The 18,607-nt window shown below is 65.1% G+C and carries 21 protein-coding genes; 9 read left to right on the forward strand and 12 right to left on the reverse strand.

The features are described 5' to 3' along the window. The 8 genes from WBG56_RS05760 to WBG56_RS05795 form a co-directional block, all read right to left on the reverse strand. Positions 1–618, reverse strand: a complete 618-nt coding sequence (locus WBG56_RS05760) for an NADH-quinone oxidoreductase subunit C (RefSeq protein WP_424266154.1) — start codon at positions 616–618, stop codon at positions 1–3. 87 nt (positions 619–705) lie between these two features. Further along, positions 706–1,182 (reverse strand): NuoB/complex I 20 kDa subunit family protein, encoded by a 477-nt coding sequence (locus WBG56_RS05765; protein WP_066457841.1) that lies wholly within the window; start codon positions 1,180–1,182, stop codon positions 706–708. Positions 1,183–1,197: 15 nt separating this feature from the next. Next, positions 1,198–1,557: an NADH-quinone oxidoreductase subunit A gene (gene ndhC / locus WBG56_RS05770; protein WP_298013747.1), complete on the reverse strand. Its 360-nt coding sequence runs from the start codon at positions 1,555–1,557 to the stop codon at positions 1,198–1,200. A 162-nt stretch (positions 1,558–1,719) separates the two neighbouring features. Further along, positions 1,720–1,959, reverse strand: a complete 240-nt coding sequence (locus tag WBG56_RS05775) for a CopG family antitoxin (RefSeq protein WP_424266156.1) — start codon at positions 1,957–1,959, stop codon at positions 1,720–1,722. Beyond that, positions 1,949–2,257 (reverse strand): BrnT family toxin, encoded by a 309-nt coding sequence (locus tag WBG56_RS05780; RefSeq protein WP_424266158.1) that lies wholly within the window; start codon positions 2,255–2,257, stop codon positions 1,949–1,951. Before WBG56_RS05780 ends, WBG56_RS05775 begins: the two co-directional genes overlap by 11 nt. A 236-nt stretch (positions 2,258–2,493) precedes the next feature. Continuing rightward, entirely contained in the window at positions 2,494–2,808 is a 315-nt protein-coding gene (locus tag WBG56_RS05785; protein ID WP_424266160.1) for a DUF4148 domain-containing protein, read from the reverse strand. Positions 2,809–3,230: 422 nt separating this feature from the next. Further along, entirely contained in the window at positions 3,231–3,536 is a 306-nt protein-coding gene (locus WBG56_RS05790; RefSeq protein ID WP_424266162.1) for a DUF4148 domain-containing protein, read from the reverse strand. Positions 3,537–3,848: 312 nt separating this feature from the next. Beyond that, a complete protein-coding gene (locus WBG56_RS05795; protein ID WP_424266164.1) occupies positions 3,849–5,033 on the reverse strand; it encodes a porin in 1,185 nt (394 codons plus the stop codon). A gap of 297 nt (positions 5,034–5,330) precedes the next feature. On the opposite strand from WBG56_RS05795, the gene WBG56_RS05800 reads away from it, so the two are divergent. From WBG56_RS05800 to WBG56_RS05810, 3 genes are read left to right on the forward strand one after another with little or no spacing between them, the layout of a single operon-like run. Beyond that, positions 5,331–6,224: an AEC family transporter gene (locus tag WBG56_RS05800; RefSeq protein ID WP_424266166.1), complete on the forward strand. Its 894-nt coding sequence runs from the start codon at positions 5,331–5,333 to the stop codon at positions 6,222–6,224. A 42-nt stretch (positions 6,225–6,266) separates the two neighbouring features. Next, entirely contained in the window at positions 6,267–6,773 is a 507-nt protein-coding gene (gene tsaE / locus WBG56_RS05805) for a tRNA (adenosine(37)-N6)-threonylcarbamoyltransferase complex ATPase subunit type 1 TsaE (protein ID WP_424266168.1), read from the forward strand. After that, on the forward strand, positions 6,740–8,107 hold the full coding sequence (locus WBG56_RS05810; RefSeq protein WP_424266170.1) for an N-acetylmuramoyl-L-alanine amidase: 1,368 nt from the start codon (positions 6,740–6,742) through the stop codon (positions 8,105–8,107). The genes tsaE and WBG56_RS05810 overlap by 34 nt, the downstream gene beginning before the upstream one ends. A gap of 41 nt (positions 8,108–8,148) precedes the next feature. On the opposite strand, the gene WBG56_RS05815 is transcribed toward WBG56_RS05810, so the two are convergent. Continuing rightward, positions 8,149–8,793: a VTT domain-containing protein gene (locus WBG56_RS05815; protein ID WP_424266172.1), complete on the reverse strand. Its 645-nt coding sequence runs from the start codon at positions 8,791–8,793 to the stop codon at positions 8,149–8,151. A gap of 148 nt (positions 8,794–8,941) precedes the next feature. On the opposite strand from WBG56_RS05815, the gene mutL reads away from it, so the two are divergent. The 4 genes from mutL (at position 8,942) to miaA (ending at position 12,622) form a co-directional block, all read left to right on the forward strand. Beyond that, positions 8,942–10,966 carry a DNA mismatch repair endonuclease MutL gene (gene mutL / locus WBG56_RS05820; RefSeq protein ID WP_424266359.1) on the forward strand — a complete coding sequence of 675 codons (2,025 nt, stop codon included), beginning with the start codon at positions 8,942–8,944 and terminating at the stop codon, positions 10,964–10,966. Positions 10,967–11,045: 79 nt separating this feature from the next. Then, positions 11,046–11,330 carry a hypothetical protein gene (locus WBG56_RS05825; protein WP_424266174.1) on the forward strand — a complete coding sequence of 95 codons (285 nt, stop codon included), beginning with the start codon at positions 11,046–11,048 and terminating at the stop codon, positions 11,328–11,330. Then, a complete protein-coding gene (locus WBG56_RS05830) occupies positions 11,318–11,614 on the forward strand; it encodes a type II toxin-antitoxin system RelE/ParE family toxin (protein WP_424266176.1) in 297 nt (98 codons plus the stop codon). The genes WBG56_RS05825 and WBG56_RS05830 overlap by 13 nt, the downstream gene beginning before the upstream one ends. A gap of 132 nt (positions 11,615–11,746) precedes the next feature. Continuing rightward, positions 11,747–12,622, forward strand: coding sequence for a tRNA (adenosine(37)-N6)-dimethylallyltransferase MiaA (gene miaA, locus WBG56_RS05835; RefSeq protein ID WP_424266361.1), 876 nt, complete (start codon positions 11,747–11,749; stop codon positions 12,620–12,622). A gap of 46 nt (positions 12,623–12,668) precedes the next feature. On the opposite strand, the gene WBG56_RS05840 is transcribed toward miaA, so the two are convergent. Together WBG56_RS05840 and WBG56_RS05845 are read right to left on the reverse strand one after the other, a co-directional pair. Further along, positions 12,669–13,268 carry a response regulator transcription factor gene (locus tag WBG56_RS05840; protein WP_424266178.1) on the reverse strand — a complete coding sequence of 200 codons (600 nt, stop codon included), beginning with the start codon at positions 13,266–13,268 and terminating at the stop codon, positions 12,669–12,671. Next, entirely contained in the window at positions 13,265–15,001 is a 1,737-nt protein-coding gene (locus tag WBG56_RS05845; protein WP_424266180.1) for a sensor histidine kinase, read from the reverse strand. Before WBG56_RS05845 ends, WBG56_RS05840 begins: the two co-directional genes overlap by 4 nt. A 236-nt stretch (positions 15,002–15,237) precedes the next feature. Here WBG56_RS05845 and WBG56_RS05850 point away from each other — a divergent pair, with 236 nt between their 5' ends. Continuing rightward, entirely contained in the window at positions 15,238–16,596 is a 1,359-nt protein-coding gene (locus WBG56_RS05850) for an MFS transporter (protein WP_424266182.1), read from the forward strand. A gap of 152 nt (positions 16,597–16,748) precedes the next feature. On the opposite strand, the gene purM is transcribed toward WBG56_RS05850, so the two are convergent. Next, entirely contained in the window at positions 16,749–17,798 is a 1,050-nt protein-coding gene (purM, locus tag WBG56_RS05855) for a phosphoribosylformylglycinamidine cyclo-ligase (protein WP_424266184.1), read from the reverse strand. Between the two features lie 83 nt (positions 17,799–17,881). Here purM and hda point away from each other — a divergent pair, with 83 nt between their 5' ends. Beyond that, positions 17,882–18,604: a DnaA regulatory inactivator Hda gene (hda, locus tag WBG56_RS05860; protein WP_424266186.1), complete on the forward strand. Its 723-nt coding sequence runs from the start codon at positions 17,882–17,884 to the stop codon at positions 18,602–18,604. Positions 18,605–18,607: the final 3 nt, after the last annotated feature.

Here is an 18,607-nt window from a genome sequence, read left to right on the forward strand (position 1 = left end):
TCAGTACCGTTCGATTCCGTAATGATCCTCGCGCACCACGCGGGGGGTGATTTCGCGGGGTTCGATCGTGACGGGTTGGTAAATGACGCGTTTCTGTTCGGCGTCGTAGCGCATTTCCACATGCCCGGAAATCGGGAAGTCCTTGCGGAAAGGATGGCCGATGAAGCCGTAGTCCGTCAGGATGCGGCGCAGGTCGGGGTGGCCTTCGAAGACGATGCCGTACAGGTCGAAGGCCTCGCGCTCGAACCAATTGACCGAAGGCCAGACGTCCACCAAAGACGCCACCACCGGGAATTCATCGTGTTCGGCGTACACGCGCACCCGCAGGCGCCAGTTGTGCGTGACCGACAGCAGGTGGATGACCACCGCAAAACGATGCGGGTGGGTGTGGGTGTGATCGGCCGTGTACGTGGGGGCCTTCCAGGCGGAATAGTCCAGCCCGCACAGGTCCATACAGGATTCGAAGCGCAGGCTGGCATGGTCGCGCAACACGCGGCATGTATCCGCCCAGGCGGACTGGGGCGCTGTCAGCGTCAGTTCGCCCCGGGAGTCGGTCAGATTGACCGAGGCCCCCAGGACATCGCGCAGATTGGTTTCTAAGGTCTGTAGCCGTGTCATATGCAGATCGTCACATTCGGATCGGTTCGGATTCGCGCCGGGCAGGCCTGTACCGTCGTACCGGCACGCCGCCCCGACGCCCCCTTGCTAGCGGGCAATGGTGTTGGTCAGGCGGATCTTGTTCTGCATCTGCAGCAAGCCGTAGACCAGGGCTTCCGCCGTGGGAGGGCAGCCCGGCACATACACGTCCACCGGCACGATGCGGTCGCAGCCGCGCACCACCGAATAGGAATAGTGGTAGTAGCCCCCGCCGTTGGCACAGGACCCCATCGACACGACCCAGCGCGGCTCCGGCATCTGGTCGTAGACTTTGCGCAGGGCCGGAGCCATTTTGTTGCACAGCGTGCCGGCCACGATCATCAGGTCGGACTGACGGGGACTGGGCCGGAAGATGATGCCGAACTGATCCAGGTCGTAGCGCGCCGCGCCGGCGTGCATCATTTCGACCGCGCAACAGGCCAGGCCGAACGTCATCGGCCATAGGGAACCCGTTTTCGCCCAGTTCAGGAATTTATCCGCACTGGTGGTCATGAAGCCTTTTTCCATGACGCCTTCAACTGCCATTTTGCTCACCCCCAATTATTCCCAGTCCAGGGCGCCGCGACGCCATTCGTAGATGAAGCCCACGGTCAGAATGCCCAGGAAGATCGCTACTGCCCAGAAGCCCACCATGCCCACGGCGCCGTTGGCCATGGCCCAGGGGAACAAAAAGGCGATTTCCAGATCGAACATGATGAACAGGATCGCCACCAGGTAATAGCGCACGTCGAATTTCATGCGCGAATCGCCGAAGGATTCGAAGCCGCATTCGTAGACGGACAGCTTTTCGGCATCGGGCACGTTGCGGCCCAGCAGACGCCCCGCTGCCAGCAGGGCCGCGCCAATCAAAGTGGCGACAATGATGAAAAGCAGCACGGGAAAGTACTGTTCCAGATTCATGGATGGCCCCTGCCTCAGAAGATCAAACTACGGGATTGTAGCATTTCGACAAGCCCCGTCGCCGGGAAAACCCGGGGTTGCAACATATTTGATGGGGGTCAATTCAGCTAAGCACAGAACGGCTTTCAGCCGCCTGAAATGACGTGCGGGACCAGGCGCAGCCTATGAATGCCTGCGTCGCACGACATCGGATTCCAGCAGCATGCGCACGTAGCGGGTGTAGGGAATGCCCCTGGCCTTGGCGCGCGCCTTGATCGCGTCCAGCAGCGCTGCCGGCAGGCGCATGTTCAGGGATGCGGACTTGGGTTCCAGTTCGAAATGCATGGGCTTGAAGCCGGAGAGGTCGTATTCCGACAAGTCGGCGTTGGCAACGAAATCCTCCGCCTCTTGATCACTGTGCAATACGGGTATCGGCTTGAGCCTGGTGTTCATAATGCGCGACCTCTTTTGCATGCATGTAGCGAGCGCTGATTGGACGAATCTTTAACTGTCCGCCGAGCAGCCGACGTACGAATACCAGAAAGACATAGCGCCCGGCTCGTGTTTTGCCAATGGCTCGCTGGCGCGGCTCATCAGCGCAAGGATCCGGTACGCAGCCAGGCGTGCCGAGCATCACCTGTTCTATCTCTTCACGGGATACGCCGTGCTTGCCGCATTTGGGCCAGTTGCCAGCATCCCAGTCGAAGCCTGCGATCTTCATTCAGCTTACGCCTTTGTGTAGACAAAAGCAAAACAAACCCAATCACGGGGCGAGAAGCTTCATGATGGTCAGGCCGCCTGCCATCCGCCAGCTCGCAGAACTACGGATGGATGAAAATGTCAGGGTGACAGCTCTGAAGCGCTTGTTACCGTAGAGGTCGCCCAATGGCAAAAAAAGCCCGCCGCGCAAGAAGCGGGGCGGGCCTGCCGGACTGAATGCTCCGGTTCGAGCGCGCTTTACAGCACGTTGGGGTACTGGTCGTTTTCACCGATGGTCAGCAGACCGGCGCTCTTGGCTTGCTCCAGTTCCTTCAAAACCTGGGCGCGGGTCAGCGCGGGGGCGTCGCTGTGCAGTTGAGGATAGTTGGCTTGTTCACCCACGGTGACCTGGCCTTGCGACTGCGCCACGCGCAGTTCCCGGACGACTTCCGCACGGGTCTGGGTGCTGGGCGTCACGACTTCCGGATAGTAGGCCTGATCGGCTTGCGCGATGCCTGCGGAGGCAAGGCCCAGGGACAGGACGGCGATAGAAGCGGCTGTAGCGACTTTCATGATGGTTTCCTTCACGTTTAGGGTGTGTAAAAGCAGGACTTCACGGGCTTTCCGCTAGGTGATTCTCGTGTCCTGCTCTGTTGGAAACAGTGTGCGCTTTTGCTGCGCTGCGATAAACCAGGCTGCGCTGAATTCATCTTTCCATTCTTGGCGACAATCGGCGGCGTTCGGCGCATGGCTCACGCCGCATGCCCCCCACCCCGCCAGGTAAACAGGCACGCACGAACAGTCGCAGTAGATTCAACCCCGGAACGTTCAACTCCAGAACGCGTCGTCCGGTTCCGGAGCATCCACGGAATTCAACGGCCAGGTTTCCATCTAAGACACCCTCGCCAGGCCGGCCGCCCCAGGCACAGATGCGAAAAAGCCTGCCGCGCTTAGAGCGCGGCAGGCTTTCCAGCCTGATGCGGCCATGACCGTGGTTACGGATGGAGCGGAGTGTTGTCCTCGACGACCTGGCCAGCGAGCTCGGCCTGCGTGAGCTGACGCAACACTTCAGCCCGGCTCAGCGTCGGGCCGTTGGTCTGCAGCTGGGGATAGTCGGGTTGCTGGCCCTCAGTAACCAGGCCTTGTGACTGCGCCACGCGCAGTGCATGAACGACGTCCGCACGGGTCTGGGTGCTGGGCGTCACGACTTCCGGATAATAGGCCTGATCGGCTTGCGCGATGCCCGCAGAGGCAAGGCCCAGAGCCAGGGCGGCGATGGAGGCGGCGGTAGCGACTTTCATGATGGCTTCCTTCACGTTTCAACGTGTGTGAAAGCAGGACTTCACGGATGTTCCATTGAATGATTCGTGCTCTGCTTTGTCGGGAATAGTGTGCGCTTTTGCCTCACCCCGATAAACCATACGGCGGCTAATTCAGCTTTCCATTTTTGTCGACAATCTACAGATTTCAGCGCGCCGCTCACGCCGTGCGCATACGCAAGAAAGCCACCCGAAGGTGGCTTTCTTGCTGCCGAGGACCGAAGCCCCCGGCGGCGTTCGTGACAGCCCGGCAAGCCGGGCTGCATCGCGGCGTGGACAAGCCACGCGTGGCGATTAGAACTTGTGGTTCAGGCCGATACCGGCTTCCGGACCCTTCAGGTCCTTCACGTAGCCGATGTTCTTCATGTACGAAGCGTAGGTGTAGACGCTGGTGCGCTTGGACAGCGGGTACACGTAGTTGAGCTGATAGGCGCTGATGTTGCCGGCCTCGTCGCCCCACTTGTCGCTGTCGTCCAGGTTGGACGTGGAGTAGTTCCAGCCAGCGTACAGAGTACCGCCACCCAACGGGGCGCTCAGGCCGACGTGGTAGTTGTTGGACTTGAAGTCGTTGGTCAGATCGCCACCGACCGGCAGCAGGCCAGCCATCGTCTTGCCAACGATGCCAGCGGCGGAGCCGTTCCAGCCCAGCTTGCCGTGACGGTCTTGACCATAGGCCAGACCCAGCTTCACGACTTCGAAGTCGTAGGAGCCGTTCAACTGCCAGGAGGTAGCGGCATCATAGCCAGCAGTCGTCTGGCTTTGACGGTCGTAGCTGGCGCCAACGCCGATCGGGCCGTTGGCGTACAGGGCGCCGACGGACACGCGGGAACCGCGGTTAGCGAAGGAAGAACCGTCGGTCTCGCGACCCACGGTGGTGCCGCCGTCATTGTCGGTGCCGTACATGAAGATGGCCTTGAAGCCGGACATGTCGGGCGTGACGTACTTGAAGGAGTTGTCAACGCGAGTGCCTTCGCCCAGACCGGTCGAACCGAAGACCTTATCGGAATCACCCAGGTTCACGCCGTTGGGCACCAGGAAGGTGTCCACGCCGGCGGAGTACTGACGACCCATCGTGAAGGTACCCCAGTTGTCGCTGGACAGACCCACGAAGGCTTGGCGGTGGAAAGCACGCGTTTCGTTGGCGGCGGTGCCGTCACCCATGTTGAAGCCTTGCTCCAATTGGAAAATGGCGCGCAGGCCATTGCCCAGATCTTCGGAGCCCTTCAGGCCGAAACGGTTGCCGTTGAAGGTGCCGTCGCGCAGACCGGAAGACTTGGCGGTGATGTCAGCGCCAGCATGGTCGTACTTGTAGTTCTGGTAGCCGTAGCCGGTATCCAGGATACCGTACAGCGTCACGGACGTTTCTGCTTGAGCAACGCCAGCGGTAGCGAAACCGGCCAGCAGAGCAGCAGCGAGCAGAGTCTTTTTCATGTAAGAAATCTCCGTAGATTTGTGTGAATCAGAGCAGGCCAACAACATCCTGTGCTGCTGCTCCTTCTAACTCCGCGAAGGGAAGTTGTTGGTATTGCATCAAAAATCCGGGATCAATGCCATGTTGAACTGTGTAAACCCGGTAGTTTTCCGGAAAAGGCGTTGCATATCCACAACAAGCCCTCGATAGGACGTTTCGTCCGGCATCCTCGGACCGATACGTCGAGGCCACGCTTCCGGACCACACCGACGGCAGCGTAGCGCCCTACAATGCACACGCCCCCTGCCGGCGCGCGTCCAACGCACGGTGTCAGTCATTATCGTCTTTCCTGGCAAAGCCTCTCCATGTCCGTCATCCTGCTGATCCTGCCCGACTTCCTGCTGATCGCCCTGGGGTGGCTGCTGCTGCACCGCTTCAAGTTCGACCGTCTGTTCTTCACCCAGGCGGAAAAGCTGGTGTATTTCGTGCTGTTCCCGGCGCTCCTGTTCCATTCGATCACTCGCGCGCCCATGGCGCTGGGCAGCACGACGGTGCTGCTGGCGGCCACGGTCGGCATCATGCTGGGCGGGATCGCCCTGGCCTGGCTGGGGCGGCTGGCGGTGCGCCCGGACCCGGCGGCGCATGCGGCGACGGCGCAGTGCGCGTTCCGCTTCAATAGCTACCTGGCGCTGTCGCTGGCGGCCAGCCTGGGCTGGAATCATGCACAGGCGACGATGGCGGTGATCCTGGGTTTCGCCGTGCCCATCAGCAATATCGGGGCGGTGCACGCCCTGGCCAGCCGCAACGGCGGGCGGGCGCTGAGCGAAATGGCGCGCAATCCCTTCATCCTGGCGACGCTGGCGGCCCTGGCCTGCAATTTCCTGCAGGTGCCGATCCCGCATGTGGCCGAAGTCGCCCTGGGCCGGCTGGGATCGTGCGCCATCGCCCTGGGCCTGCTGTGCGTGGGCGCCACGCTGTCGCTGGAAGGCGGGCGCCAGCACGCGCCGCTGATGGCCTGGATGATTGCCGCCAAACTGATCCTGCTCCCGGTCTGGACCCTGGCGCTGGCCTGGATGCTGGACCTGCCCGCCCAGGAACGCCTGGTCCTGCTGTTGTTTTCCGCGGTGCCCACATCGTCGGCCGCGCACGTGCTGGCCGCCCGCATGGGCGGAGACGGGCGCCTGGTGGCGGTCACGATGTCGCTGGGAACACTGCTGTCGGCCGTGACACTGCCGATATGGCTGGGAATGGCGGGCTGAGGGCGGCATACAATGCCTCACGGACCGAAACGCCTGAACCTCATGACATTTCCCCTGCCTCCCGTCGAATGGCCCCTGCCGGACGAAGACGCCACCGTGGCCCTGGCGCAACGCCTGGCGGCCCTGGTCTGCGGCCATGCTCCTGAATCGCTGCCGCCCGGGGGACGCATCCACCTGCGCGGGGAGCTGGGAGCAGGCAAAACAAGCCTGGCTCGGGCGCTATTGCGGGCGGGCGGCGTGACCGGCCGCATCAAAAGTCCTAGCTACGCGCTGCTTGAAAGCTATAATGTTTCTAACTTATACTTCTATCACTTTGATTTCTATAGATTTAGCGATGCGCATGAATGGCGGGACGCCGGATTCGGCGAACTGCTGGCCGACGCAGCAGTCGTTCTGATCGAATGGCCTGAGCAAGCCGGCACCCGCCTACCCCCTCCGGATCTGGATATTTTGCTGGAATATGCAGGGACCGGCAGGCGCGCATGGCTAAGCGCCTGCAGCGAAAAAGGACAGCTATGGCTGACTCACCTGACCTCATCGCGCCGATGAATCCCCCCGCCCCCATCCCCTTGCGGCGCAAACTCATCGCGGGCGGCTGCGCGCTATTGCTGCTGCCCGTCATCCCCCGCCTGGCCCAGGCCGCCACGATCCTGGCGGTGCGCACATGGCCGGCCGACGAATACACCCGCGTCACGCTGGAAATGGACACCGAGCTGAAGGCTGAACAGTTCACGCTGGATCACCCTCACCGGCTGGTGGTGGACATCGAAGGCCTGCAGATGGACACGGCCATCAGCAACCTGGTGTCCAAGATCAAACCCAACGATCCCTACATCAGCACGGTGCGGGTGGGCCAGAACAGGCCCAACGTCGTGCGTCTGGTCTTCGACCTGAAGCAGGACGTCGCGCCCCAGGTCTTCACGCTGAAGCCCATCGGCGAATACAAGTACCGCCTGGTGCTCGATCTGTACCCCAAGGTCGCCCAGGACCCGCTGATGGCCCTGCTGAAGGACGCCAAGAACGACCCCCTGGCCGGCATCCTGGAAGATCTGGCGCAAAACAGTCCGACCGAGGCCCCGGTGCCGGCGGTCAAGGGCCAGGAATTGCCGCCCCCCATGACGCCTCCGGGGGAGCCGCCCGTCGCGGTTGCGCCCAAGCCGTCGCCCGGCAGGCGTCCGGACCGCCCCATCCTGATCGCGCTGGACCCGGGGCACGGCGGCGAGGACCCCGGCGCCACCGGCAGGCGCGGGACCCACGAAAAAGACATCGTGCTGCAGATCGCCCAGCGCCTGAAAAAGCTGATCGACGCCCAGCCCAATATGCGGGCCTACCTGACCCGGGACCGGGACTACTTCGTGCCCCTGAACGTGCGGGTCCAAAAAGCCCGCCGGGTCCAGGCCGACCTGTTCATCTCCATCCACGCCGATGCCTGGATCAAGCCATCGGCCCGGGGATCGTCGGTCTGGGCGCTGTCGGAACACGGCGCCACCAGTTCGGCCGCCCGCTGGCTAGCCAAAAAGGAAAACGACGCCGACCTGATCGGCGGCGTGAACCTGGGTTCCCACAATGCCCAGGTCGCGAAGGTGCTGCTGGACCTGTCCACAGGGGCGCAGATCAACGATTCGATCAAGGTCGGCACCCAGGTGCTGCAGGAAATCGGCAAGATCAACCAACTGCACAAGAACCGCATCGAACGCGCCGGTTTCGCCGTGCTGAAGGCGCCCGACATCCCGTCCATCCTGATCGAAACGGCATTCATCAGCAACCCCCAGGAAGAAGCCCTGCTGCGCACGCCCGCGCACCAGCAGAAGATCGCGGCAGCCGTGCTGAGCGGCGTGCGGGATTACTTCGCCGCCAACCCGGCGCTGGCGCGGCGGGCGTAAAGCCCGGCGGGCCAGCGCCGGGTTGGCGGGTCCGGTCCGGATCAGGCCTGGTCGGGGGTCTTGCGCCGCAGCAGCTTCCACAGGACGCCGGCCAGGGCCGGGATCGCGGCGGCGCCGACGCCGATCAGGACGATGGTGTTCAGGTGTTCCTTGATGATGGGGACATTACCGAAAAAGTAACCCAGGGTGATCAGGCCGGCGATCCAGGCGATGGCGCCGATGGCGTTGTACACCTGGAACATGACCAGCCGCATGCCCGCCACCCCGGCCACGAACGGCGCGAAGGTGCGAAACAGCGGCAGGAAACGCGACAGCACAATGGTCTTGCCGCCGTGCTTTTCATAAAAGGCATGGGTCTTCAGCAAGGCCTTGCGATCCAGAAAACGGTAATCATGGGAAAAGACCTTGGGCCCGATGAAGCGGCCCACGGAATAATTGACCGTATTGCCCAGGATGGCGGCCACGATCAGGATGCCGCCCATCAGCACGGGGTCCAGATGGCCGGTGGCGCCGAATGCGCCCGCGATGAACAGCAGGGAATCGCCCGGCAGGAAGGGCAGGACGACCAGACCGGTCTCGCCGAAAATGATCAGCGCCAGGATCAGATAGATCCAGGCGCCGTACTGGGCGACCCAGATGCCCAGGGATTGGTCGATATTCAACACCAGATGAAAAAACTCGGCCATGATTGCCTGCAACCTCGTGGAAAATGATGCGACGGCCCACGCCGGGCCACCGACGACGGCCGATGCCGCGCACAGCGCCCGCACCGGCCCGCAGCCCACCCAATCCGCTTCGCTCGATTGCGGGCCGACGCTTACTATAATCGCTTTCATGACGCGACCTATTTCCACCCTGCCCGATACCCTGATCAGCCAGATCGCCGCCGGCGAGGTCATCGAACGGCCCGCTTCCGTGCTGAAGGAATTGCTGGAAAACGCCCTGGACGCAGGCGCCCGGGCCATCGAGGTCAGACTGGACGGCGGCGGCATCCGGCGCATCCTGGTGGCCGACGACGGCCACGGCATCCCCCGAGACCAACTGACGCTGGCCCTGCAGCAACATGCGACCAGCAAGATCACGTCCCTGGCCGAACTGGAATCCGTCGCCACCATGGGCTTTCGGGGCGAGGCGCTGGCGTCGATTGCCTCTGTGGCGCAACTGACGCTCAGTTCCCGCACCGCGGATGCGGATCAGGCCTGGCAGATCGGTCCGGGGCAGCGGGAGCCCGTCCCCGCCGCCGGCCCCGCCGGCACGCGGGTGGACATGCGCCAATTGTTCGACCACATCCCGGCCCGCCGTAAATTCCTGCGGTCCGACGCCACCGAGTACGGTCACTGCCTGGATGCGGTGGAACGCATCGCCCTGGCCCACCCGGAAGTCGCCCTGCGGATTTTTCATAACGACAAGCCCCAGCGCAACTGGCCGGCTACCGACATCCAGGGCCGGATCCGCGACGTGCTGGGGGCGGAGTTCCAGGCCCAGAGCCTGCCGGTCTCGGCGGAACAGGGCCTGATCACCCTGGAAGGCTGCATCACCCGCCCGACCTTCGCCCGGGCCCGCGCCGATCGGCAGTATCTATACGTCAACGGCCGCTACGTGCGCGACCGGACCGTATCGCACGCCGTGCGCCAGGCCTATGCCGATGTGCTGCACGGCGACCGGCAGCCCGCATATGTGCTGTTCCTCAGCCTGGACCCCGCGGGGGTGGACGTGAACGTGCACCCCGCCAAAAGCGAAGTCCGCTTCCGCGACAGCGGGGCGGTGCACCGCTACGTGGCGCAATCGCTGGGACAGGCGCTGGCGCAGCGCGGCGGCACGGCGGGCGAGGCAGCCGACACGCCGCCGGCCCCCAGCAGCGGCGACGCCCTGCGCCCCGACAGCGGCTCGCAGGCCGCCGGCCTTGGGCAGCCCACCCGGCAAGGCGCTGGGGAGCCCCCCTCCATGCCAGGCTACGGCGTCGACGGCCGCGATGCATCCGGACTCACGCGCAGCCTGGCGGGCCAAGCCGCATTTGCGCCTCCGGCGCCCTCTCAGGCACGCGGCCGGGAGCGTTATCCGGGCCAGATTCCGGTGCAGCAGCGCTTCGCCCTGCATGATTCGGGCCCCGCCCAGGATTGGCGCACGCTGTATCGGCCCCTGGATCCAGCCGACCCGCTCCGGCCCGCGTCCGTTGCCGAAGGCAATCCGCCGGAGGCATTCCCCCGCACGGGCGGGACGCCCGCGCACATCGCGCCGATCGGCCTGCCCCCGGCCGCGGCGGCCGCCGCCGGCGACCTGCCGCTGGGCCTGGCCCTGGGCCAGCTGCACGGCATCTACATCCTGGCGCAGAACGCGCGGGGACTGATTCTGGTGGACATGCACGCCGCCCACGAACGCGTGGTGTACGAACGCCTGAAGGGCGCGCTGGACGAAGCCCCCCTGCCCGCCCAGGATCTGCTGGTGCCGGTGGTGTTCACGGCGACGGAAACCCAGGTGGCCGTCGCCCAGGACCATCAGGACATGCTGGACGGGCTGGGGCTGCGCATCCGCGCCACCGGCCCGGCATCGCTGGCGGTGCGGGCCGTGCCCGCCCTGCTGGCCCAGGGCGACATCGAATCCCTGGCGCGCGGCGTGCTGGCCGATATGGAACGATTCGGCCAGTCGGCCCGCCTGACCGAACAGCGCAACGAACTGCTGTCCACCATGGCCTGCCACGGCGCGATCCGCGCCAACCGCCGCCTGACGCTGGACGAAATGAACGCCCTGCTGCGCCAGATGGAACGCACCGAACGCGCCGACCAGTGCAACCATGGCCGCCCGACCTGGTTCCAGTGGAGCCTGTCCGACCTGGACAAGCTGTTCATGCGGGGGCAGTAAGCCGCCATCCCGACACCACGCCAGTCATTGGTGTTACTCTAGTAGCACCAGATCGCTCTATTTCTATTGCGTGCCGCCCATGACCACTACCTCGCTCAAGCTGTCCGACGCGCTCAAGACCCGCGCTATTCACGCCGCTCGGGAATTGGGCATGACGCCGCATGCCTTCATGGTGTCCGCCATCGAACAGGCGGCTGTCTCGACCGAGCAGCGGGCGCAATTCCTGGCGCAAGCCAAAGCCGCCCGCCAGCAGATGCTGGACACCGGGCTGGGCTACGCCGCCGACGATGTCCACGCCTATCTGCGGGAACGCGCTGCGGGCGGGCCCGCCATGCGGCCCAAGGCGCATCCGTGGCGACCCTGAGCTACGCCGACCAGGCCCTGCAAGACCTGGAGCGCCTGACGGACTTTCTACTGGACACAGCCCCTTCGGCCGCCCATGACACAGTGGATCTGATCATCGAGGCAGTTTCAATTTTGCAGCATCATCCATTGATCGGCCGTACCGTGGATCCCGATCTGCGGGAGTTGGTCATTTCCCGGGGGAACACCGGCTACGTTGCGCTATACAGCTATGAATACCCCACCGATGCCATCCTGATTCTGACCATCCGCCATCAACGAGAAGCCGGCTATCCCGCGGCCTGACAGCCGATGGCCTGCACAGACCGATCTCCCAATCCATCACGCACCGTCGTATTACACCCCGTGAACCCAAGTCATCCTCCTTTGCTGATCTGCCTGGCCGGCCCGACAGCGTCGGGCAAGTCGGCAGCGTCGATGGCGCTGGCGCGGCGCTGGCCGGTCGAACTCATCGTCATGGATTCGGCCACCATCTACCGGGGCATGGACATCGGCACGGCCAAGCCCAGCCCCCGGGAACAGGCGCAGATCCCCCACCACCTGCTGGACATCCGCGATCCCGCGCAATCGTATTCGGCGGCGGAATTCGCGCGCGACGCGGCGGCGCTGGCGCGGGACATCCGCAGCCGGGGGCGCATCCCGATCCTGTGCGGCGGCACCATGCTGTATTACAAAGCGCTGCGTGAAGGACTGAACGAGCTGCCCGGCGCGGATCCGGCGATCCGCCAGGCCCTGGACGAAGAGGCCCGGGAACGCGGCTGGCCGGCGCTGCACGCGGAATTGGCCCGGGTGGACCCGGCCACCGCGGCCCGGCTGGCGCCCAATGACAGCCAGCGTCTGCAACGCGCCCTGGAGATCTGGCGTGGCAGCGGCCGTCCCATGAGCGACTGGCTGGCCCGGCCCCCGCAGCCGGTGCTGCCGGGATGGAACTTCCTGACGATCAGTCTGGAACCATCGGACCGGTCCGTGCTGCATGCCAGGATCGCTCAGCGGTATCAGGCCATGATCGGCGCGGGGCTGCTGGACGAAGTGCGCGCGCTGCACGGCCGTCCCGACCTGCATCCCGGGCTGCCATCCATCCGCTGCGTGGGCTACCGCCAGCTCTGGGACCATCTGGACGGGCGCGTGTCCCTGGACCAGGCCATCGAGCAGGCCATCGCCGCCACCCGGCAATTGGCCAAGCGCCAGATCACCTGGCTGCGGTCGCTGCCGCAGCGCGTCAGTGTGGACTGCCTGTCGGATCGGGCCGTGGAGCACGTTGCCGAACAGTGCGCGCGGGCTCTGGACGGCTGAAGACCGGATTCATCGCGCGCCGGTCCGGGACGACGATCCCCGCCCCTCAGGCGAGCCAACGATGCGCTGCCAGCCATCGCCCCAACTCATTGTCATTGGCGACCTGAAGCTTGCTGAAGATGTTCGCGCGGTGCGTTTCGACCGAACGGGGGCTGCAGGGCGGCGACAGCAGGCGGGCGATCTCCTTGTTGGGATGGCCTGAACCCACCAGGTGGGCGACCTCCCGTTCGCGGGGAGTGAGGTCGTGCCACTGGTGCTGAGCCGTCGCGCGGGCCCGCGCCTCGGCCAGCGCGCCGGGCAGCTTCTGCAACAACTGCTGCGTCTCGGGCTTGACCACCCAATCGTAGGCGCCCTTGCGCACGGCCTCCAGCGCGGTCGGAATGTCGCCGTGGCCCGACAGGAACAGCGTGACCAGGGGGCTATGGGCGCTTTCCAGGCGATCGAACACGCCCAGACCGCTCAAGCCCCCAAGCCGCAGGTCCAGGATGACGCAGCCGGGCTGCTGAAGGTCGACGCCGGCCAGGAATTCCTCGCCCGAACTGAACGACTGCACGGCGACGCCCTGTGAAAAGAGCAGCAGGAGCAACGATCGGCGCAAGGCCTCATCGTCGTCGACGACATAAAGCGTCAGAGGACTGTCGGTCATGATTCTATGGGCAGCGAAAAAGTGAAGGCCGCTCCGCCCTCGGCGGGACGGGTGATTGTGATCTGTCCGCCATGGGCTTCCACAATGGTGCGGCAGATATTGAGCCCCAGGCCCAGGCCTTCGGCCCGGGTGCTGAAAAAAGGCGTGAAGATCCGGTCCGCCTGCTCCGCATCGACGCCCGGCCCCCGGTCAGCCACCGTGACTTCCACGACATTTTCGCGGCGGCGCGTGGAAATGACCACCTGGCGCCTGGCGGCAGGCAGATCGTGCATCGCCTGGATGGCATTCTGGACCAGGTTCACCAGCACCTGTTCCAGCAATACGGAATCCCCTCGCACCCCCGGCGGATCGTCCATGAGCCGCATCGAGCAGGAGGCCCGGGCGCGTTTCAGATCGGGAGCCAGCAGCGCATACGCATGGACGGCGCACGCATTGATGTCGATGGGGGCGTAATTGGCCTGCTTCGGGTTGATGAAGGCCCGCACCCGCTTGACGATGTCGCTGGCCCGGCCGGACTGTTCGACGATCCCGTCCAATGCCGTCACCAGCATGTCCTGCTGACCGCTTTCGACCAGTGCCCGGGCCGCCACGGCGAAATTCGACACCGCCATGAGCGGCTGATTGAGCTCATGCGCCAGGGTCGAAGCCATTTCGCCGACACTGGCCAGACGGGCGCTGACCTGAAGCTGCCGCTCCTGCTCGTGCTGGCGCGCCTCCGCGGCGCGCTCCAGTTCGACCTGGCGCCTTTCCGCATAGCGCTTCTTGCGCTGACGCCAGTACAGGGTGCCCAGCAACGCCACGATGGCGATGAGCCCCGCAATGATCCGCGCCCGTTGGCGCGCCTCGAGCACTTTGCGCAAGTCCCCTGTGACGGTCAACGTCCAGCCGAACTCGGGCAGCTCCGTCCGGAACGCAAGCAGGTCTCTCATGCGACCGCCCGCCTCGGCAAGCAGCCGGGGGCCGGGCAGTTCATCCGACTGTTCGATCCGCCACGGCAGGGGAGCGAAACCCGCGCGCGCGCTGTACTGATCGTGCTCGCGGATCCACGCCAGGTCGGCCGCCGTCAGCGTCCGTTCGCGGCGATAGAGCCAGTCCGCGACCGAGCTCAGGAATACGATGCCGCGGCGATCCTGCAGGACGACGGGATCGGCATCGGCCGACCAGGCCCGCTGCAGGCGCTCCAGCCCGAGCTTGACGACCCCGACGCCGATGATGCGCCCGCCATCCCGGATGGGTTCGGCAATGAACAGGCCCGGCCTGCCGGTCGTCAGGCCCACGCCGTAAAAGAGGCCGCGCTCGCCTTTCATGGCGTCCTCGAAATAGGGGCGCTGCCGATAGGACTGCCCGACGAAGCTGTCGGCCGTGTCCCAGTTGCTGGCCGCGAGCGTCAGGCCCTGAGCATCCACGACGTAGAGGGCTTCGGCCTGCGTGTGGCGCTGCAAATCGGCCAGATAGCGGTTCACCGCATCCGCCGGCCCTGGCGAAGGCCGCAGCAGCAGGGCCTGCACGGCCGGCTGCCGGGCCATGACATAAGGCAGGTCGCTGTAGCGATCGACGATGCCGCGCAGCGCCAACGTATAAGCCTCGGACGCCTGGCGCAACCGCAAGGCCGTCGCATGCAGTTCCTGTTGCCAGGCCCAGTGACCGGCCCCGATGACCAGCAGCGCGCTCACGATCGCGGCAATGCCCCAGCGCCAGAAACGCAGGGCCCTGTGATGGCTCTTGGGTGTCATGTGGTGTGCTCCGACGCCAACGATAGCACGGCTCCGGGCGCGATTTCCCAAGGCGTTCTGCGTAGTTTTACGGAGCCGGCGGCGGTGGATGATCCGGATGCGGGGAAGCTCGCATTGCCCGAAACTCGGGTCACAACAGCCTCCCTGCCCGCCCCGCCCGGCGGACGCAGGGCAACCACATGAACGTCAGGAGACGGACCCCATGCGCAATGGGGGCGCCCCCAAGGAGATCAGACATGGCAATTGCCGCGAACCCGGTCAGGCCGGGCGACACGCACATCCACACGAAGCCGGAAGCCGCACAGGAGCGGTCGACAGGGAAAGTCATCAAGTCGATTTTCGCCGCATCCAGCGGCAACCTGGTCGAATGGTTCGACTTCTACACCTACGCATTCTTCAGCGTGTATTTCGCCGAGCAGTTCTTCACGGGCGTCAACCAGACGGTGGCGTTCATGCAGGCGGCAGGCGTGTTCTTCATCGGCTTTCTCATGCGCCCGGTGGGCGGCTATCTGTTCGGCCGCATGTCCGACCGCTATGGCCGCAAGCACGCCATGGTGGTCTCTATCATCATGATGGGCCTGGGTTCCCTGGGCGTGGCCGTGCTGCCGACCGCCGCGACCGCGGGCAGCCTCGCGCCGGCGCTGCTGATCCTCATGCGCTGCATCCAGGGGATTTCCGTCGGAGGCGAATACGGCTCCACCGCCACCTACATGTCCGAGATCGCCCAGCCGGGCCGCCGCGGCTTCTTTTCTTCGTTCCAATACGTGACGCTCATCGGCGGCCAGCTCCTGGCCAGCCTGCTGGCCGTCATCATGACGCACACGCTGGGCAGCGAGCAGATCTCCGCCGGCTGGTGGCGCCTGCCTTTCGCGATCGGCGCCGTCGCCGCGCTGGTGTCGCTCTGGCTGCGCTCGGGGCTGGAGGAAACCACCACGGCCAAGGAGCGCAACCGGTCCGGATCCGGCGCCTTCAAGGAAGTACTGCGTTACCCGCGAGCCTTCTGGATCGTGCTGGGCATCACCTGCATCGGGTCGCTGGCCTTCTACGTGTTCACGACCTACATGCAGAAGTACCTGATCAACACCGCCGGCCTGAGCAAAGGCCTGGTCGCGGAGATCATGACGGTCTGCCTGCTCATCTTCATGCTGCTGCAGCCGCTCGTGGGCATGATTTCGGATCGCATCGGACGCAAGAATTCCATGATCATTTTCGCCATCGGCATGATCATCCTGCCGGTACCGCTGCTCGCCGCCATCGGCGCACAGCAATCCCCCCTGATCGTGGGTCTCCTGATCCTGCTGGCCATGGTGTTCGTCAGCTTCTACACCTCGATTTCCGGGATCGTGAAGGCCGAAATGTTCCCCGCGCACGTCCGCGGCCTGGGCGTGGGCTTCACCTACGCCATCGGTAATTCGCTGTTCGGCGGCTCCGCCGAATATGTCGCGCTGTTCATGAAGAACCATGGCATCGGCAACGTCTTTCCCTGGTACATGATGGCGGTGGCGGCGCTGGGCATGGTGGCGATTCTGTCGATGCACGACAACCGGCATCATTCAACGCTGGACAACCCCGACGGCAGCGCATACGGCCGCTGACGGGCCTTGCGCCGGCCGGCGCTTATTTGCATGCCCGATGAAAACGCCCCTCCAGGGCCATGAAGCCCTGGAGGGGCGTTGTCCGTCCATCGCGCGACGGGCTGCCCCGGCCGGGCGTCCGGGCAGTCCGGCCCGCCGAGGGAGCGGCCGGTTCAGTCGACGAGGGTCTGGGCGCCGCCCGCGGCCTGGGCTTCGATCGCGCCCAGCGTGTAGACGGTTTCGCCCTGAGCCCGTAATGTAGCCGCGACGGCGTCGGCCCGGGCGGTATCGACCACCAGCACCATGCCGATGCCGCAATTGAAGACACGAGCCATTTCCTGGTCGGCCACGCCGCCCTGGGCCTGCAGCCACTGGAACAGCATCGGCCATTGCCAGGCATCGCGGTGCAGATGGGCGCACAGCCCGTCGCGCAGGATGCGCGGCACGTTCTCCAGCAGGCCGCCTCCGGTGATGTGCGCCAGGCCCTTGATGTCCCGTCCGTGCGCAGCCAAGGCGGCCAGCACGGACTTGACGTAGATGCGGGTAGGTTCCATGACCACGTCGCCCAGGGGGCGGCCGCCCAGGTCCTGGTCCGGCCGCGCGCCGGCATGCTGCAGGATCTTGCGCACCAGGGAATAGCCGTTGGAATGCGCCCCGCTGGAGGCCAGCCCCAGCACGGTGTCACCCACCTGAATGTCCGCGCCGCTGATGATGGCGGATTTTTCCACCGCCCCCACCGCAAAACCGGCCAGATCGTATTCGCCGTCCGGATACATGCCCGGCATTTCGGCGGTCTCGCCGCCGATCAGGGCGCAGCCCGCCAATTCGCAGCCCCGGGCGATGCCCCCGACGACCTGGGCGGCCGTATCGACGGACAATTTGCCGCAGGCGAAGTAATCCAGGAAATACAGGGGCTCGGCCCCCTGCACCAGGATGTCGTTGACGCTCATGGCCACCAGATCGATGCCCACGGTATCGTGGCGCTGCCATTCGAAGGCCAGCCGCAACTTGGTGCCCACCCCGTCGGTGCCCGACACCAGCACGGGTTCGCGCAGATGTTTCGGAATTTCGAACAGCGCCCCGAAACCGCCGATGCCGGCCATGACGCCGGGCCGCATGGTGCGAGCCGCCAGGGGTTTGATGCGGTCGACCAGGGCATCGCCCGCGTCGATATCGACGCCCGCGTCGCGATAGGTCATGGAGGGAGTGGTGCCTGATGTCATGAGAAAAGCCGTCGAATGTGCAAGAATTGCAGGTTTGGACAATATAGTGGCCTGATTTTACGATGAACTCCGGCCCGGTGAGCATGACACAGCAACTGTTACTGGACATCCTGCCTGGGGCGCTGCCCACCCTGGAGGGTTTCATCGCCGGCGCCAACCAGGCTGCCGTCGATGCCGTCGGCGCTTTGTCCGCCGGACGCTCGCTGTATCTGTGGGGCGGTCTGGGCTCCGGGCGCAGTCATCTGTTGCGGGCCCGCGCCCAGGCCCTGGGAGGGCACTATCTGGACGCCCGCACCCCGGCGCGCTGGCTGCAGGCGCTGGCCACGGACGAAGACCGCGCGCTGACGCTGGTGGCCGTGGATGACGTGAACGACCTGAACGACGCCGCCCAGGCGGCCCTGTTCGCCCTGTTCAACCGCTGGCGGGCCGCCGCCAGCACCGCGGACGCCTTCGCCCTGCTGACGGCGGGCGACCGGGCGCCCCTGACCATGCCGCTGCGCGAAGACCTGCGCACGCGCCTGGGCTGGGATCTGGTCTTTCGCATCGAACAGTTGTCCGACGAGGACCGCGCCCAGGCGCTGCGCGATCGCGCCCTGCAACGCGGCCTGAAACTACCCGACGACGTGCTGCACTGGATTCTGACCCACCATGACCGCGACATGGGGCGCCTGACGGCCCTGATCGACACCCTGGACCAGTATTCCCTGGCCCGCCACCGCCCCGTCACCCTGCCGCTGCTGAAAGAGCTGCTGGCGGGCGCGCCGACGGGCTCCAAGCCGCAGCCCGACGACCCGACCGCCGGATGAACC

Source organism: Castellaniella sp. (assembly GCF_049671645.1).
Lineage (GTDB): Bacteria > Pseudomonadota > Gammaproteobacteria > Burkholderiales > Burkholderiaceae_B > Castellaniella.

What these genes read in the sequence shown, in the direction of transcription:
- WBG56_RS05760 (WP_424266154.1), bottom strand. Translation starts at nt 618, where the DNA reads ATGACACGGCTACAGACCTTAGAAACCAATCTGCGCGATGTCCTGGGG.
- WBG56_RS05765 (WP_066457841.1), bottom strand. Translation starts at nt 1,182, where the DNA reads ATGGCAGTTGAAGGCGTCATGGAAAAAGGCTTCATGACCACCAGTGCG.
- ndhC (WP_298013747.1), bottom strand. Translation starts at nt 1,557, where the DNA reads ATGAATCTGGAACAGTACTTTCCCGTGCTGCTTTTCATCATTGTCGCC.
- WBG56_RS05780 (WP_424266158.1), bottom strand. Translation starts at nt 2,257, where the DNA reads ATGAAGATCGCAGGCTTCGACTGGGATGCTGGCAACTGGCCCAAATGC.
- WBG56_RS05785 (WP_424266160.1), bottom strand. Translation starts at nt 2,808, where the DNA reads ATGAAAGTCGCTACAGCCGCTTCTATCGCCGTCCTGTCCCTGGGCCTT.
- WBG56_RS05790 (WP_424266162.1), bottom strand. Translation starts at nt 3,536, where the DNA reads ATGAAAGTCGCTACCGCCGCCTCCATCGCCGCCCTGGCTCTGGGCCTT.
- WBG56_RS05795 (WP_424266164.1), bottom strand. Translation starts at nt 5,033, where the DNA reads ATGTTGTTGGCCTGCTCTGATTCACACAAATCTACGGAGATTTCTTAC.
- WBG56_RS05800 (WP_424266166.1), top strand. Translation starts at nt 5,331, where the DNA reads ATGTCCGTCATCCTGCTGATCCTGCCCGACTTCCTGCTGATCGCCCTG.
- tsaE (WP_424266168.1), top strand. Translation starts at nt 6,267, where the DNA reads ATGACATTTCCCCTGCCTCCCGTCGAATGGCCCCTGCCGGACGAAGAC.
- WBG56_RS05810 (WP_424266170.1), top strand. Translation starts at nt 6,740, where the DNA reads ATGGCTGACTCACCTGACCTCATCGCGCCGATGAATCCCCCCGCCCCC.
- WBG56_RS05815 (WP_424266172.1), bottom strand. Translation starts at nt 8,793, where the DNA reads ATGGCCGAGTTTTTTCATCTGGTGTTGAATATCGACCAATCCCTGGGC.
- mutL (WP_424266359.1), top strand. Translation starts at nt 8,942, where the DNA reads ATGACGCGACCTATTTCCACCCTGCCCGATACCCTGATCAGCCAGATC.
- WBG56_RS05825 (WP_424266174.1), top strand. Translation starts at nt 11,046, where the DNA reads ATGACCACTACCTCGCTCAAGCTGTCCGACGCGCTCAAGACCCGCGCT.
- miaA (WP_424266361.1), top strand. Translation starts at nt 11,747, where the DNA reads ATGGCGCTGGCGCGGCGCTGGCCGGTCGAACTCATCGTCATGGATTCG.
- WBG56_RS05840 (WP_424266178.1), bottom strand. Translation starts at nt 13,268, where the DNA reads ATGACCGACAGTCCTCTGACGCTTTATGTCGTCGACGACGATGAGGCC.
- WBG56_RS05845 (WP_424266180.1), bottom strand. Translation starts at nt 15,001, where the DNA reads ATGACACCCAAGAGCCATCACAGGGCCCTGCGTTTCTGGCGCTGGGGC.
- WBG56_RS05850 (WP_424266182.1), top strand. Translation starts at nt 15,238, where the DNA reads ATGGCAATTGCCGCGAACCCGGTCAGGCCGGGCGACACGCACATCCAC.
- purM (WP_424266184.1), bottom strand. Translation starts at nt 17,798, where the DNA reads ATGACATCAGGCACCACTCCCTCCATGACCTATCGCGACGCGGGCGTC.
- hda (WP_424266186.1), top strand. Translation starts at nt 17,882, where the DNA reads ATGACACAGCAACTGTTACTGGACATCCTGCCTGGGGCGCTGCCCACC.